We start from the raw sequence: 15,800 nt of genomic DNA, 5'->3' as shown, positions 1-15,800 counted from the left end.
CCCTGTTCGTCCGTGTGCCGCCCCGAGCTCAGGGCCGCAGCTTCTCCATCGCCTTGGTGATGCGCTTCTCCGACACCGGCGTGGGGGTGCCGAGGGTCTGGGCGAAGAAGCTGACCCGCAGCTCCTCGATCATCCAGCGGATCTCCGTCACGTCGGGGTCGCCCCGGCGGGCCGGGTGGAGGCTCGCCAGCAGGTCCTGGTAGTCGTCCTCGATCTTGTGCACGCGGTCCATCCACTCCTCGTCCCGCCAGGGCTCCTCGGGGAGCTTGGTGAGACGGCGCTCGATGGCCCGCAGGTAACGCAGGACGTCGGGCAGGCGGCGGGTGCCGGTGGCGGTGACGAAGCCCTTGAAGACGAGCTTGCCGAGCTGGTCGCGCACGTCGTCGGTCGAGGCGCTCGCGCGCAGGCCGTCGAGGCGGGTGCCCACGGCGTGCCAGACGCTCAGGATCTGCTCGACCTTGGCCAGCACGTCGGCCGCCGTGTCGTGCAGCTCGGCCCGGACGTGCTGGTAGAGGCGGTCGAACCCGGCCGGGTCCCAGGCCGGGCCGCCGAGGTCGAGCATCAGCTTGTCGACGGCCGCGTTGACCACGTCGTCGAACAGCGCCACGGCGCCGCCGTGGGGGCTGCGGGACAGGGCCAGCTTGGCCTGGTTGGACAGGCCGCCGAGCAGGGACCTGGCCGGGTTGGTGACGTTGAGCAGGAGCAGCCGGCGGGTGCCGGGCCAGTGGGCGCGGCGCTGCTCGGCGGCCGTCTCGAAGATCTTGACGGAGACCGAGTCGCCCGCGTCGACGAGCGCCGGGTAGCCCTTCATCCGGCCCTGCTCGAACACCTTGGGCAGGGTGCCGAAGCTCCAGGTCCGCAGGCCCGTGCGCTCCAGGTCGTCGCCGGCCTCCGACAGCGTCTTGCGCAGGCGCGGCGCGAGCCGGCGTTTGAGCGCGTCGAGGTCCTTGTCCTCGGCGACCGTGCGCTTGCGCTCGTCGATCACCCGGTAGGTGATGCGCAGGTGGTCGGGCACCTGGTCGAGCTGCCAGGCGTCGTGCGGCACCCGGACGCCGGTGAGCCGCAGCAGCTCGCGCTCGACGGCCTCCAGCAGCGGCTCGCCGCCCTGCCTGACCCCGGCCAGCACCTGCTTGGCGTAGTTGGGGGCGGGCACGAAGTTGCGGCGCACGTGTTTGGGCAGCGACCGGATCAACGCGGTGATCAGATCTTCGCGCAGGCCCGGGATCTGCCAGTCGAACCCGTCGGCGTTGACCTGGTTGAGCACCTGCAACGGCACGTGGACGGTGACGCCGTCGGCGTTGGCGCCCGGCTCGAACTGGTAGGTCAGCTTCATCCGCTGACCGAGCTGCTTCCAGGTGTCGGGATAGTCGCGGGCGCTGATGTCGGCGCCCTCGTTGACCAGCATCTCCGGCGAGAACGTGAGCAGCTCGGGCTGCTCCCGCCCGGCCTTCTTCCACCAGGAGTCGAAGTGCCTGGCCGAGACGACGTCGGCGGGGACGCGCTGGTCGTAGAAGTCGTACAGGACCTCCTCGTCGACCATGATGTCGCGGCGGCGGGCCCGGTTCTCCAGCTCCTCGACCTCTTCGAGCAGCCGGCGGTTGTCCTTCAGGAAGCGGTGGTGGGTGTCCCAGTCGCCCTCGACCAGGGCGTGCCGGATGAACAGCTCGCGCGACAGGTCGGGGTCGACGCGACCGTAGTTGACCTTGCGGCCGACGACGAGCGGCACGCCGTAGAGGGTGACCTTCTCCAGGGCGATCACCGCGCCCTGGTTCTTCTCCCAGTGGGGCTCGGAGTAGGTGCGCTTGACCAGGTGCTGGGCCAGCGGCTCGACCCAGTCGGGCTCGATCTTGGCGTTGACCCGGGCCCACAGCCGCGAGGTCTCGACCAGCTCGGCCGACATCACCCACTGCGGCTGCTTCTTGGCCAGCGCCGAGCCCGGGAAGATGGCGAAGCGGGCGTTGCGCGCGCCGATGTACTCCTGCATGGGCCGCCGCCCGTCGGCGGCGCGCTGCTTGTCCATGACGTCCTTGACGCCGATGTGCGACAGCAGGCCGACCAGCAGCGACACGTGCACCTGGTAGGGGTCGGCGGCCACGCTGCCGGGCTGTGCGCCGAGCGCCTGTCGGACCTGGCTGTAGATGTCCTGCCACTCGCGGACCCGCAGGTAGTTGAGGAACTCGGCCTTGCACAGCCGCCGGAACGCGCTGGAGGACAGCTCCTTCTGCTTGTCGCGCAGGTAGTTCCACAGGTTGAGGTAGGTCAGGAAGTCGGACTCGGGGTCGGCGAAGCGCCGGTGCTTCTCGTCGGCCTGCTGCTGCTTGTCGGACGGCCGCTCGCGCGGGTCCTGGATGGACAGCGCGGAGGCGATCACCATCACCTCGCGCAGGCAGCCGTTCTTCTCGGCCTCCAGCACCATGCGGCCCAGGCGCGGGTCGACCGGCAGGGTCGCCAGCTTGCGGCCGACGCCGGTGAGCTTGCCCTGGGCGTCGAACGCACCCAGCTCGTGGAGCAGGTTGACGCCGTCCTTGACCTGGCGGCGGTCGGGCGGCTCGACGAACGGGAACGCCTCGATGTCGCCCAGCCCGATCGAGGTCATCTGCAGGATGACCGAGGCCAGGTTGGTGCGCAGGATCTCCGGGTCGGTGAACTCCGGCCTGCCGAGGAAGTCCTCCTCCTCGTAGAGCCGGATGCAGATGCCGTCGGAGGTGCGGCCCGAGCGGCCCTTGCGCTGGTTGGCACTGGCCTGCGAGATGGGCTCGATGGGCAGGCGCTGCACCTTGGTGCGATGGCTGTAGCGGGAGATGCGCGCGAAGCCCGGGTCGACCACGTACTTGATGCCGGGGACGGTCAGCGAGGTCTCGGCCACGTTGGTCGCCAGGACGATCCGGCGGCCGGTGTGGCGCTGGAAGACGCGGTGCTGCTCGGCGGCGCTCAGCCGGGCATAGAGCGGCAGGATCTCGGTGTTGCGGAAGTCGGCCTTGGTCAGGGCGTCGGCGGCGTCGCGGATCTCCCGCTCGCCGGACAGGAAGACCAGGATGTCGCCGGGCCCCTCGGTGACCAGCTCGCGGCAGGCGTCGACGATGCCGCCGGTCTGGTCGTCGTCCTCCGCCAGCGGGCGGTAGCGGACCTCGACCGGGTAGGTGCGGCCGGAGACCTCGATGATCGGCGCGTCGCCGAAGTGGCGGGAGAAACGCTCGGGGTCGATGGTGGCGCTGGTGATGATGACCTTGAGGTCGGGGCGCTGCGGGAGGAGCTGCTTGAGGTAGCCGAGGATGAAGTCGATGTTGAGGCTGCGCTCGTGGGCCTCGTCGATGATCAGCGTGTCGTACTGGTCGAGCATGCGGTCGTTCTGCAGCTCGGCCAGCAGGATGCCGTCGGTCATCAGCTTGACCAGGGTGCGGTCGCTCGCCTGGTCGGTGAAGCGCACCTTGTAGCCGACGACCTCGCCGAGCTCGGTGCCGAGCTCCTCGGCGACGCGCTCGGCGACGGTGCGGGCGGCGATGCGGCGCGGCTGGGTGTGGCCGATCAGGCCGCGCACGCCGCGCCCGAGCTCAAGGCAGATCTTGGGGATCTGGGTGGTCTTGCCGGACCCGGTCTCGCCCGCGACGATCACGACCTGGTGGTCGCGGATGGCGGCCAGGATGTCGTCCTTGCGCTGGGAGACCGGCAGGTTCTCCGGATACCGGACCTGCGGCACGGCCTCGCGGCGGCGCGCCAGCCGCTGCTCGGCCCGCTCGACGTCGGCGAGGATCTCGGTGGCGATCTTGTCCCGGGCGTCACGGGAGCGGACCCGGCGCATGCCGTCGAGCCTGCGCCGCAGCCGCCGCTGGTCGCGCGGCATGAGCTCGGGCAGGCGGGACTGGAGGTCGGCGAGCGGAGAGGACAACGGAGGCGTTCCCATACTGCTTTCAGGATATTTGAGCCCCGTGGCCCCGGAGCCAACGGCCCATGGTGCCCGACACGGGCCGCCTCCCGCATCCCAATATCGCCGCGCCGCCCGTCCCCCTATCCGGCCGTCCGGCTGGCGGCGTGGCGGGCGGCCCCGATGATGCCGGCCTCGTTCTGCAGGGCGGCGGGGACCACGGGCGTGTCGAGGGTGACGTGCGGCAGGAACTTGTCGGCCTTCTTGCTCACGCCGCCGCCGATCACGATCAGGCCCGGCGAGAACAGCATCTCCACGTGCCTGAGGTACTCCTCGACCCGATCGGCCCACTTCTCCCAGCTCAAGTCGTGCTCCTCGCGGGCCCGCGCCGACGCGCGCTCCTCGGCGTCCTTGCCGCGCAGTTCCAGGTGGCCGAGCTCGGTGTTGCAGACGAGTGTGCCGTCGGCGAACAGGGCGCTGCCGATGCCCGTGCCGAAGGTCAGGATCAGCACGGTCCCCTTCTGGTCGCGGCCCCTGCCGAAGGTCATCTCGGCGATGCCGGCGGCGTCGGCGTCGTTCAGCACCGTCGCGCCACCGAACAGCCGGGCGGCGTCGACGCCGATCCACGAGTGGTGGACGTTGGCCGCCGTGTGCACGACCCCGTCGACGACGACGCCGGGGAAGGTCACGCCGACCGGGCCGTCCCAGTCGAAGTGCTCGACGATCTGACCCACCACCTCGGCCACCCCTTCGGGCTTGGCCGGCTGGGGCGTGGCGATGCGCAACCGCTCCTTGACGAGCTCTCCGGCCTCGGTGTCGACCGGGGCGCCCTTGATTCCCGAGCCGCCGATGTCGATGCCCAACACGTTCATGACTCTCCTTCTCCCCCGCCCTGGACGGGAAAACTCGCCTACCGATATTTCCGGCCCGGCTGAACCCGCTCCACGCCCTCCGCGTATCTCGCGTCACAAGCGCTAACTAGGAGGCACGGATGCGACTCCGCATCATCACACTCTGCGCTGTCGCGGCCGTCGCGGGAGCGACTCTCACCGCCCCCGCACACGCGACCACCAGGACCCGTTTCGACGTCATCAACCTGGTGTCGGACGTCAAGGGCAAGGCCCCGGTCACCGACCCCAAGGTCGTCAACCCGTGGGGCCTGGCCATGGGCAAGACGTTGTGGGTCTCCAACGCGGGCACCGGCACCGCCACCGTCTACTCCGGCACGGGCAAGAAGGAGAAGACCGAGGTGTGGATCCCGGGCGGCTCCCCGACCGGCCAGGTGTTCAACCCGGGTGACGGCTTCACCGTGAAGGGGCGGCCCGCCACGTTCATCTTCTGCAGCCCGAGCGGCGCGATCACCGGCTGGAACGCCGAGGCGGACCCGGCCAACGCCGTCATCGCCGCGTTCACCCGCGGCGCCGACTACAAGGGCCTGGAGCTCGTCCGGACCGGCGACGGCGACTTCCTGCTGGCCGCCGACTTCGCCCACGGGCGCGTGCACGCCTTCGACGAGAACTTCCGGCGCATCCGCCTGGCCGGCTGGCAGTTCCAGGACTCGCAGGTCCCGCGCGGCTACAACGCCTACAACGTGGCCGTGGTCAACGGCAGCGTCTGGGTGTCGTACGCGCTGCGCGACCGTGCCACCGGCAAGCCCGTCTTCGGCGCCGGCAAGGGCTTCGTGAGCCGTTTCAACGCCGACGGCCGCCTGACCGGCCGCATCTCCAAGGTCGGGCTCAACGCCCCCTGGGCCATGACCGCCGCGCCGCGCGGCTGGGGCCAGTACGCGGGCGCCCTGCTGGTCGGCAACTTCGGCGACGGCACCGTGCACGCCTACAAGAACAACCGCCACCTGGGCGCGATCACCACGTCCAACGGCCGTCCCGTCACGCTCCCCGGCCTGTGGGACCTCGAACCCGGTACCGCGGCCACCGGCGGCGTCAACACGCTGTGGTTCTCGGCCGGCATCGACGGCGCCAAGCACGGCCTGATCGGGATGATCGCCCCCGCCGGCACCAAGCCCACCTCCTCGGCCGCCCCCGCGAGCACGCCGGCGCCCACGCCGCGCTCCGCCCCCAAGACGAAGTCGCCCTACGGCGGCGGTGGTTACTGACCCCCGGGGGCCCTCGACGTTTCCGGCGCGGCCGGCGCGAGCCGCGCCGGAAACACCTCCCACCTGGCGGGATCTCCGGAAAACCTGCGAATCACGTATGGACACGGAATGCGACGGAGCAGATACTCAACGTGTCAGCACCCTCGTCCCTGCTCTCACGTCTCCCCCCACAGCACCGCACAAGCCGGCGTGCCGCGTGCTGCCCGGAAACCGTGACCGTCAGGGAACAGGCCAAGGAGAGACCATGCCATCGAAGAAGTCTCTGTTCCTTTCCGTCGCCGCCCTCGCCACCGCGGCCTGCGTGACGGCCACCGTCGTGGCGCTCCAGGCGTCCAGCCCCGTCTCGGCGGCCACCCGGCAGGCGGCGCTGCCGCCCGGCTACCAGCTCGTCACCCTGCCCAACGCGAACGTCCCCAACTTCCAGCGCCGCACGGTCTACTGCCCGGGGGGCAAGCACGTCCTCGGCGGCGGCGGCGAGGCCCGCGGCAACGGCGCGATCCTGGTGGGGTCGTTCCCCACCGATGACGCCCGCGGCTGGATCGCCCTCGGCCGCCAGATCGGCTACAACGACGTCGGCATCAGCGTGTTCGCCATCTGCGCCGACTGACCTCGCCGACGGCCCCGCCCGCTTCCCCGCGGGCGGGGCCGTCGCATGTCCTCGCTCAGAGGTGACCGAGGACGGCCGCCAGGTCGGCGACGCTCCGGTAGTGCACGCCCGTCATGCCGAGCGCCCTGGCGGCCTCCACGTTCGGCAGCCGGTCGTCGACGAACAGGCAGCGCGCGGGGTCGGCCCCGGCGCGTTCGGCGGCGATCTCGTAGATGCGCGGATCGGGCTTGGCCACCCCGACCCTGGCGCTGCTGACCAGGTCGTCGGCGAAGTAGGTGAGGCCCAGCCGGTCGAGGTGCTCCTCCACGGTGTCCATGGCATTGGTCACGATGATCACCGGCACGTGCTGCTGCGCCTTGGCCAGCAGCGCCCTGACCTCCTCGTCCACCCGGAACGGCACCGCCCCGAACTCGGCCACCGCCTGCCTGGCGCGTTCGTCGCCGCCGAGGGCGACCGCGACCGCGTCCAGCCACTCGCGCTCGGTCATCCGGCCCAGCGTGGCGGGCTCGATCAGCTCCGGGGCGAAGGCCGTGGCCATGAGCGGCAGGGCGTACCTGGCCTCGATCTCGGCCTGGACGGTGTGGTCGAAGAGGCGGAGCACGCCATCAAGATCGGTGAGAACCGCGTCGAAGGGGATCACAGCCATCATTGTGCCGTGAAGCACCGCATCCGCTGGTCCGAGAAGGTTTCGCGTGCCACCAAAGACCCGGGGCGACCCGCGGCACTACCATCTCCGAGACGGGATTCGGTATCGGAACGGTAGGGCATGGACGATCACCAGCTGCCACCTGAGTTGTGCCAGCTGTTCGCCGACGGCGGCAAGGGGCGCAGACTGCCCCCGGGCCTGCCCGAAGGCGACGTGGTCTGGCCCGACCCGGCCTACACCCGGCAGGTCGCGGCGGCCCGGCCGGCGTTCTGGATGAGCGACGAGCGCGCCGCGGGCGAGGACTGGTCGTTCATGCGGGTCTGGCATCCGCACAGCGGCCTGTGGCCGGTCCTGCTCGACGAGTCGGCCCAGCCGTGGGCGATCGGGCAGATCGTGCCCGACGACCCGCTGCTGATCGGCCACTTCACCGCCGAGGGGTTCATGACCGAGGTGTGGCAGGAGTGGGTGTCGCAGATGCCGCGCGACGCACTGGCGGAGTTAGAGCCGTACGGGGCGCTCTGCCCGGGGCTGGCGCCGCCGGGGGTGCCCCGCGCCGACCCCGGCGACGTGGCCGACTGGCTGGCCCGCGAGCTGGCGCCCAAGGGCATGCCGCTCGGGCTGGTGGCGGCCGGGCGGGGGGCCGACGCGCTGGCGGTCATGGGCTGGCAGGGCGCGCTGCACCACAACGAGTGGATGGTGCCGCTGGCGGCCGTGGTGCGGAGCTGGGAGGACCGGTTCGGGGCCCGCGTGGTGAGCGTCGGGTTCAACACGCTCGACCTGAGCGTGGCCGCGCCGCCCGCCGACCCCGAGCACGCCCTGCACGTCGCCGCCGAGCACTGGGCGTTCTGCCCCGACAACGTCGTGCAGGGGCCGGGCGACCTCCAGGGGTACGCCGAGCAGATCATCGGGCAACACGCCTGGTCGTTCTGGTGGGACTGAATGCCCGGCTTTTACGCTAGCTTTAACCGCGACAGGGAGGGCTCGGTCACAGAATGTCACGGGGAGACCTGACTCCGGAGCTACTGCATTCCTCGTCCTGGACGGACCGGCTGGTGCAGGCGGCCGGCATCCCCGTCCATGACGTGCCGCTGGTGTCGGTGGGCGGCGGGCTGGGCTCGTTCACCCTGGTCGACGTGTTGCGCGTCCGGGGCGTGCCGATCCCCGCGATGCGGGTGCTGTCCACCAGCGACACACCGTGGCAGACGTGGGAGTACCTGACCCGCGTCTCCCAGTTGCCCGCGCACGAGCGCATCCGCTCCGACGCCGGCGCGCGTCCCGACAACATCTGGGGCTTCCCCTCGTACGCGGTGCAGGAGGCGTGGCAGGACGGCTCGCTCAAGCCGATCCTCCAGGTGCTCGCCGAGCCGCTGTTCACCGACTTCTACAGCCCGCGCGCCGGGCTGGTCACGCAGACCGTGCGGCGCGAGGCCGACCGCATCGGCTACTGGCACATGCTGGCCAAGGGCCAGGTGCGCATGGTCAGGAAACGGCTGGGCGGCGGGTACTTCACCGTGCTCACGCCGCCGTCGGGCACCTCGCCGACCAAGCGGGTGGTGCTGCGCTCCCAGTACGTGCACCTGGCCGTCGGCTACCCGGGGCTGAAGTTCCTCGACGACCTCCAGGAGTTCCGGCAGGCCAAGGGCGAGCGGTACCGGGTGGTCAACGCGTACGAGCCGCACGAGCACGTCTACGACCAGTTGCGCAAGCGTCCCGGGGTGGTGGTCGTGCGCGGCGCCGGGATCGTGGCCTCGCGGGTGCTCCAGCGCCTGATGGACGACCGTGAGCGGTACGGCCTGCACACCCAGATCGTCCACCTGTTCCGCACGTACGTGGCCGGCCCGCACGGCCCCAGCGTCTTCATGCGGCGCCAGGGCGGCGACGGCTGGGCCTACCAGGCGTTCACGATGCCCAAGTCGGCCTTCGGCGGCCAGCTCAAGGCCCGTTTCAGGAAGGCCACGCCCGAGCAGCGCGCCGCGATCTCCAAGACGGTGGCCGGCACCACCACCCCGAAGCTGGCCCGCTGGCAGGAGCAGATGCGCAGGGGCCGCCAGGGCAACTGGTACCACCCCACCCAGGCCGTGGTCGACCGCATCGAGCAGGCCCCCGACGGCCGCCTGGTCACCCACACCAGCAGCGTGCACGCCGCCGCCATGCAGTACGTGTCCGACTTCATCATCGACTGCACCGGGCTGGAGGCCGACATGCCGGAGCACCGCGTGCTCGACGACCTGCTGCGGCACGGCGGCGCCCAGCCCAACAAGGCCGGCCGGCTGCGCGTCGGCCCGCATTTCGAGGTGCTCGGCGCCGAGAGCGAGGGCGGTGTCCTGTACGCCTCGGGCGCCGCCACGGCCGGCAACCACTTCCTGGCCGTGGACAGCTTCCTGGGCATGCAGACCGCCGCGCTCGACATCGCCGCCGACCTGACCAGGCGCGGGTTCTGCAAGGGGCTCGGGCCGATGAGGTCCGCCGCCCAGTGGCTGCGGTGGGCGGCGAACAGGAGGCCCGCTTGATCCCGACGCTGGCCGGGCGGTTGCAGACCCGGCTGTTCACGCTGGCCACCGTGGGCGCGGCGCTGACCGCGCTGATCACCCTGGTGCTGCCGATGTCCTTCAAGGACGCCTATCTCGTGCTGCTGGCCGTCGCCGTCGCGGGCGTCGGCTGGGAGCTGCTGTACCACCTGCTCATGCAGTTCCGCTGGGACAAGGACTGGCCGACGCTGTTCGGGCTGGTCACGGCCGTGCCCGAGGGGCTGCTGACGTGGCTGCTGCTGGACGGCGGGCTCGTTCCCGGGGTCACCGGCCCGGTCGGCGTGGGGGCGTTCGCGGTGATGTTCGCCTTCGTCTGGCTCGGCCAGTGGTTGTTCGTGAACGGGCCGATGCGGGTGTTGTTCGTCGAATGGCGGCTGCGCGGCGGCCGCCTGCTCTGATCACGGATCTGCTCACTGATCTGCTCACGGAGGGGCAATGGGGGGCGTCGAGCTGGCTCGACCGCTGTACTTCTGGCTCGGTTTCCTGGCCACGGTGGCCGGGGTCGTGCTGCATCTGCCGATGTACCTGCACGGCGCCGACATGCACTACCGCCTGGCGGGCATGCCGATGGACCCGCCGATGGCGATCGGCATGGCGCTGATCGTGGCGGGGCTGGCGGTCACCGCGTACGGGCTGATCCCGCCCGGCGCGCTCACCGCCCGGCCCGCCGCCGAGGTACGCGTCCGCGCGCTGGACGACGCGCGCATGCGGCCGGCGCACATCGGGCTGATCGTGGTCATGTCGGTCGCGGTGATCATCGATGCCATGAAGCCGATCACGCTCGGCTTCGTCGCACCCGGCATGGCCAAGGAGTACGGCCTGAAGTCCGCGCTCAACCCGGCCGGCGAGCTGCCCGTGGCGCTGCTGCCGCTGGCCGGGCTAACCGGGACGGTGCTCGGCTCGCTGCTGTGGGGCTGGATGGGCGACAAGATCGGGCGCAAGCCGTCGATCCTGTTCGCCGGGGTGCTGTTCATCGGCACCGCGATCTGCGGCGTCATGCCCGACTTCGAATGGAACCTGGCCATGTGCGTGGCCATGGGGCTGGGCGCGGGCGGCATGCTGCCGATCACGTTCTCGCTGCTGGCCGAGACGATCCCGCCCCGGCACAAGGGCTGGGTGATGGTGCTCATCGGCGGTAACCTGGCCGTCGCCTACCTGGCGGCGAGCTGGCTGTCGGCGTCGCTGGCGCCGACGTTCTCCTGGCGGGTCCTGTGGCTGGTCGGGCTGCCGACCGGCGTGTTCCTCATCCTGCTCAACCGGTTCATCCCCGAGTCGCCGCGCTTCCTGCTCGCGCACGGCCGCGACGCCGAGGCCCGCGCGGTCCTGGCCCGGTACGGCGCGGCCGCCACCACCGAGGAGGCCGCGCAGGAGGTCACCGCCGACGTCGAGCGCGTCGAGGACGAGCACGCGGGCGGCTACTCGCGGCTGTTCCGCCGCCCGTTCACCGGGCTGACGGTGGCGGTCGTGGTCCTCGGGCTGAGCATCGGCCTGGTCACGTACGGCTTCCAGCTCTGGATCCCGTCGAACCTGCAGAAACTGGGCCTCGACCAGCAGACGGCCGACCGGGCGCTGCGCGACTCGACGCTGCTGGGCCTGCCGCTGATCTTCATCTCGGCCGCCATGTACGGCCTGTGGAGCGCGAAGAAGACGATCGTCACGCTGTCGGCGCTGGTGGGGGCGGCGCTGGCGGTGCTGGCCTTCTCCGGCGAGACGCTGGCGCACGACCGTACCTGGCTGTACCTGCTGCTGGCCGGGCCGATCGTGGGGACGGCGACGATCGCGGCGGTGCTGGCGGCCTACAGCTCGGAGATCTACCCGACCCGGGTGCGCTCGCGCGGCTCGGGGTTGTCGGCGGGGATGGGCAAGGCGGGCGGCGTGGCCGTGACCGCCGTGCTGGTGGCCGGGGCCGCGGCGCCGTCGATCGGCACGACCGCGCTGCTCGGGGCGGTCCCGCTGGTCCTGGCCGTGGTGGCGGTGCTGGCGTTCGGGGTCGAGCCGTCCAAGGGCGCGGCCGGCGAACCGGCCACGCCCGCCACCGCCTCCACCGGCGCCTGACACCCGGAGACGCCGCGCCGCGGCCCCAGCCCCCGGCCCCGGCCCCGGCTTCAGGGGACGCGGGCCACGGCGCCGTACGTGCCCGACGAGCTCGGCCGGTCGGAGCAGGCGACGCCGGAGCCGTCGGGCCGCCACTCCGGGACCCACACCAGTCCCGGGTCGACCAGCACCAGACCGTCGAGCAGCGCCGCCACCTGCTGCCTGCCGCGGATCGCGTGGCCGGGCAACGTCATGGCCAGCAGGTCGCGGATCGCCGGCAGCAGTTCGCCGGGCACGCCGTCGAACGTCGTCTGCACCAGCGACAGGTAACTGCCGACCGGCGCCGCCCGGCGGACCCGTTCGAGCGCGTAGTGGACGTACGCGTCGTCGGCCAGGCTGTGGGTGGACAGCAGCAGCACGGCCAAGGGACGGTCCCAGTCGAGGAAGCGCCGCACCACCCCGTCGTCGAGGATGGCGTCGATCTCCCGCACGTCGCCCTCGACCACGCGGACCAGGTCGGTGATCGGCTCGATGGTGGCCCGCGCGAGGGCCAGCACCATGGGATCGTTCTCCACGTAGACCACCCGGGCGGGCGCGCCGCCTGGGCCTCCCATGGCCACGTCGTGCAATTGCCGGCCCGCGGGAAGACCGCTGGGCACGCCGCTTCCCACAATGATGAACTGGTCCACGCCTTCCGCCGCCAAATGACGGACCACGCGCACCAGGAATTGCAGGACGGCCCGTGCGGCGGTGGTCGTCACGGACGCGGCCTGGTCATATCGGCGCACCAGATCGCGGTCGGCCGAGAAGTTGTTCTTCCCGCCCGCGGCCGCGTCGAGCACCCGGGTTGTCGTCGCTCGGGTCATCTCCAGCTTTGCCAAGTTTCGGATGGCACGCTGACGCATTGAGTGTTGCCCCTTTCCCCTCGCCCACTATCTCGGGAAAAGATGTCCTTTCGGACCCCACTCGATGACCCAGACCATATGATCCTCGATACGCGCCGGAAGACAACAGGAAAAGCATTAATTCTACGGAAATATGCCTTACCTGAATGGCCCGCCCATCAGGAGATCATTTTCCGATCGAGCGTGAGAGGCGTTCGCGGTGGGCCTCCAGCACCTCGTACGTCTCCTCGCGGGTGGTGGTCGTCACCGACAACTTCGTGAACGCCTGGTGGTAGGTCTCGACCGCGGCGACGTCGGTGATCAGCTCGTCGGACTCGATACCGTGGGCGCAGGCGACGTCGGGCTCGAACGCCTCGGCGAAGCGCCACAGCGTGAACGGGCCGGTGCGCGGCACGTACGCGGGGTCGTCGACCGGCACGACGTGCAGCGAGACGTTGGGCCGCTTGGCGTGGTCGAGCAGCAGGTCGAGCTGGCGGAGCTGGGCGTGCGGGCCGACGATCGAGCGCAGCAGCACGGCCTCGTCGATCACCGCCCACAACACCGTGTCACCGGCCGCGGACAGCACCTCCTGGCGGGCCATGACCAGCGCCAGGGCCTCCTCCACCGAAGGCTGCCCGAGCGTGGCGGGCCCGGCCACGGTGAGCGCGGCCCGCGCGTAGTCCTCGGTCTGCAACATCGGCGGGACGAACTGCGGATGGTACGTGCGGATCACCGTGGCCCGCTGCTCCAGCGCGTACGCGGTGGCCAGCCAGACGGGCACCGACTGGGCGTCGTACCAGGCGGCCTCGCGCTCGCCCCTGGCCAGGGAGAGCACGTACTCACGGACGGGCGGGGCGGTGACGCCGTAGAGGCCGAGCAGGCGCTCGACGGTGATCGGCGTGGGCGCGAGGCGGCCCTCCTCGATGGCGGGGATCGCGGCGGCGCCCCTGCCGAGCGCGATCTCGACCTGCTCGACCGAGAGCTGCACGCCCATGCGCAGGCCGTGGAGCCGCTTGCCGAGCGCGCGGCGCTGGGAGTCGTTGAGCGGCGTGGCGGCGTCGGGGATCTCGGGGGCCGGCTCCGGCTCACCGGGCAGCCCCTCGGCCCGGCGCGCGAGCTCGACCACGCCGCGCAGGACGGCCAGCGACCCCTCGGACAGCCCGGAGGCCGACAGGCCGATCGCGGCCGCCCGGAGTTGCAGGTCCTCGACCGCGCCGGACTCGTAGTGCTCGTCGCCGACCAGCCAGCCGACGCTCACCTGGAGGCAGGCGGCCAGCGCCCGGAGCACCTGGAGCGTCGGGTTGGTCTGCTTGCCGGTGCGGAGCTGGCTGACGTAGGCGCGCGTGATGGGTATGCCCGCCTCGGTGAGGGCGGAGGCGACCTGCGCGCCTGTGAAGCCGCGCTTGGTCAGCGCGAGATCGAGCCGTTCGGCGAAGTTCGCCACGGCGCACCTCCTACCGCCCGTGAACTTTTCCCAGCCTAAGGTACGAGACCCCCACTGTCCCCTGCCACGCGGGCCAGCTCTGCCCGGCGGGTAGGTACCAACTTATTCGCAAAGTGTGAGTTGACATAGCCCCTCTTTCCAGCACAGTATCGGAGCGCGTGGTAACTGTGGCTTAACAGCCCGGACGATTCGCGAGAGTCTCCGGGGAGGAGGTGGCCGGACGTGACCATGGACTCCCTCGGCGGCTCGCGCTTCCTGGAAGATCCGGTCTCCCGGGGGCAGGAGCAGGTGGTCCGGCGCATCTGCGCGCGGGTCGCCGGCCCGCTGACGAGCCGTGACGTCCATGTCGCCGAGCTGCCGCTCGGCGGGGTCGAGGTCTGGCTGGACAGCCCGCGCCACCGCTGGCGGCTCCACCACCGCATGGCCCGCGAGCTGCGGCTGGCCGGCTGGCACACCGAGCCCGGGGCCGACCGGCTGCTGCTGCTCGGCTGGAGCGCGGTCTGCCTGGGCCACCGCGCCAGGATGCTGGGCGCGGCCCTGTCCGGCCGGCTGGCCCACTTCGACCGCACGTCGTTCGCGGCCGTCATGATCGCCACCCGGCTGCGGCACGAGGGGCTGCCCGCCGCCGAGCTGCCCGCCGCGGTGGTCGACCGCTGCCGCGACGCGCTGCGCTGGCCCGCCCGGCTGGCCGACCTCGACGGCCTCGAACGCAGGTCGTCGCTGGAACCCATCAGGCTCAGGCTGGCCCAGGTGGCCGGGCTGGAGTCGAAGGTGGGCCGGCGCTGCGCCGAGCACCTCGCGCTGGCCTCCAGGGTCGCGCGCACGGTGGCCGGCGACGCGCCGCCCGTCCGCTCGCGCGCCTCCGGGCCGCGTGCGGGGCTGACCGAGCGCATGGTCTGCGTCAGCGTGCCCAACAGGACTGCCGCCGCGCTCGATCCGGAGACTGCGCGATGACGCCGATCTTCCTCGCCCGACGCCGGGCCTCGCCGCCCACCGACCCGCCGACCCGGCACGCGGCCACGTCGGCTGCCGCTGCGACGGCCAAGGTGGCGGCCCTCATGCGGCCGGCTCCGGCTCTACCCCATCCCTCCGGCACCGTGTGTCACGTGCTCGACAAAGTCGGCACGGTGCTGACGGCCGGCGCGGTAGCGGCTGGCGTGCTGGCCAACTCAAGGGGTAGTGCCTGGGGCCGGCTTTCCTCGCGGTCGTCCGCCCGTGATCGGGCGGCGGCCTCCTCGATCGGGGAGGCGGGCCCGCCCGGCTCCCCGATCGACCCCACCGGCACGGCGGCGACGCCGGGCGCGACGATCGGCGTGACGGGCGCCACGACTCTGATCGACCGCCCCCTCCGGGGGCCGGCATCCGTGCGGGCCCCCGTGCCGGTGGCCATGACCTCCGCGGGCCGCGCCCGGCCCGCTTCACCCGGATCCGCGACTGACAGGAGTGATCATGCTCACCGACGAGGTGTCCAGGCGGCAGCCGCACGAAGTGCACGCCCGGGGCGCGCGGCCCCAGCCCGCGGAGTCCAGGGGCGAGGGCCGGGACGAGCCGGCACGGGCCGAGGCCCCGGCGCGCACCGTCCACCGGCTGCGCCGGATCCGGCAGGTGTCCGTCCAGGCGATCGGCGAGATCGACCAGGCGCTGGCCTGACCGTCATGCGCACGGTCCACGACCCGGAAGGT

At 71.6% G+C, this 15,800-nt stretch carries 13 protein-coding genes; 8 read left to right on the top strand and 5 right to left on the bottom strand.

The genetic code is table 11. From position 1 onward, the window contains the following. Positions 1-28: 28 nt before the first annotated feature. Positions 29-3,901 carry an ATP-dependent RNA helicase HrpA gene (gene hrpA / locus ACIA8R_RS37555; protein ID WP_357697810.1) on the bottom strand — a complete coding sequence of 1,291 codons (3,873 nt, stop codon included), beginning with the start codon at positions 3,899-3,901 and terminating at the stop codon, positions 29-31. A gap of 104 nt (positions 3,902-4,005) precedes the next feature. Next, a complete protein-coding gene (ppgK, locus tag ACIA8R_RS37550) occupies positions 4,006-4,734 on the bottom strand; it encodes a polyphosphate--glucose phosphotransferase (protein ID WP_397042379.1) in 729 nt (242 codons plus the stop codon). Between the two features lie 119 nt (positions 4,735-4,853). Here ppgK and ACIA8R_RS37545 point away from each other — a divergent pair, with 119 nt between their 5' ends. Both ACIA8R_RS37545 and ACIA8R_RS37540 read left to right on the top strand, forming a co-directional pair. Continuing rightward, positions 4,854-5,975, top strand: coding sequence for a TIGR03118 family protein (locus ACIA8R_RS37545; protein ID WP_357697806.1), 1,122 nt, complete (start codon positions 4,854-4,856; stop codon positions 5,973-5,975). Positions 5,976-6,219: 244 nt separating this feature from the next. Further along, positions 6,220-6,582: a hypothetical protein gene (locus tag ACIA8R_RS37540; RefSeq protein WP_364090368.1), complete on the top strand. Its 363-nt coding sequence runs from the start codon at positions 6,220-6,222 to the stop codon at positions 6,580-6,582. Between the two features lie 55 nt (positions 6,583-6,637). Here ACIA8R_RS37540 and ACIA8R_RS37535 read toward each other — a convergent pair whose 3' ends face one another. After that, a complete protein-coding gene (locus ACIA8R_RS37535; protein ID WP_364090371.1) occupies positions 6,638-7,222 on the bottom strand; it encodes an HAD-IA family hydrolase in 585 nt (194 codons plus the stop codon). A gap of 126 nt (positions 7,223-7,348) precedes the next feature. On the opposite strand from ACIA8R_RS37535, the gene ACIA8R_RS37530 reads away from it, so the two are divergent. The 4 genes from ACIA8R_RS37530 to ACIA8R_RS37515 are packed head-to-tail and all read left to right on the top strand — an operon-like array spanning position 7,349 to position 11,811. Then, positions 7,349-8,167 (top strand): DUF4253 domain-containing protein, encoded by an 819-nt coding sequence (locus ACIA8R_RS37530; RefSeq protein ID WP_364090374.1) that lies wholly within the window; start codon positions 7,349-7,351, stop codon positions 8,165-8,167. A 53-nt stretch (positions 8,168-8,220) separates the two neighbouring features. Continuing rightward, entirely contained in the window at positions 8,221-9,738 is a 1,518-nt protein-coding gene (locus tag ACIA8R_RS37525; RefSeq protein WP_357697798.1) for a hypothetical protein, read from the top strand. Then, on the top strand, positions 9,735-10,154 hold the full coding sequence (locus tag ACIA8R_RS37520) for a hypothetical protein (RefSeq protein WP_357697796.1): 420 nt from the start codon (positions 9,735-9,737) through the stop codon (positions 10,152-10,154). The genes ACIA8R_RS37525 and ACIA8R_RS37520 overlap by 4 nt, the downstream gene beginning before the upstream one ends. Positions 10,155-10,191: 37 nt before the next feature. Further along, on the top strand, positions 10,192-11,811 hold the full coding sequence (locus ACIA8R_RS37515) for an MFS transporter (RefSeq protein ID WP_397042378.1): 1,620 nt from the start codon (positions 10,192-10,194) through the stop codon (positions 11,809-11,811). Positions 11,812-11,861: 50 nt separating this feature from the next. Here ACIA8R_RS37515 and ACIA8R_RS37510 read toward each other — a convergent pair whose 3' ends face one another. Next, positions 11,862-12,671, bottom strand: a complete 810-nt coding sequence (locus tag ACIA8R_RS37510; RefSeq protein ID WP_397042377.1) for an SAM-dependent methyltransferase — start codon at positions 12,669-12,671, stop codon at positions 11,862-11,864. 190 nt (positions 12,672-12,861) lie between these two features. Then, complete coding sequence (locus tag ACIA8R_RS37505; RefSeq protein WP_364090385.1) at positions 12,862-14,118, bottom strand: Scr1 family TA system antitoxin-like transcriptional regulator; 1,257 nt, start codon at positions 14,116-14,118, stop codon at positions 12,862-12,864. A gap of 222 nt (positions 14,119-14,340) precedes the next feature. Between ACIA8R_RS37505 and ACIA8R_RS37500 the strand changes: the two genes are divergently transcribed. Continuing rightward, positions 14,341-15,072, top strand: coding sequence for a hypothetical protein (locus ACIA8R_RS37500; RefSeq protein WP_357697788.1), 732 nt, complete (start codon positions 14,341-14,343; stop codon positions 15,070-15,072). Positions 15,073-15,567: 495 nt separating this feature from the next. Beyond that, complete coding sequence (locus ACIA8R_RS37495; RefSeq protein WP_364090389.1) at positions 15,568-15,768, top strand: hypothetical protein; 201 nt, start codon at positions 15,568-15,570, stop codon at positions 15,766-15,768. Positions 15,769-15,800 lie beyond the last annotated feature (32 nt).

The sequence above is a fragment of the Nonomuraea sp. NPDC051191 genome (assembly GCF_044455665.1).
Taxonomy (GTDB): Bacteria; Actinomycetota; Actinomycetes; order Streptosporangiales; family Streptosporangiaceae; genus Nonomuraea.
Note: the sequence above shows the minus strand (reverse complement) of the source record. Positions and strands in the feature narration are given on the sequence as shown.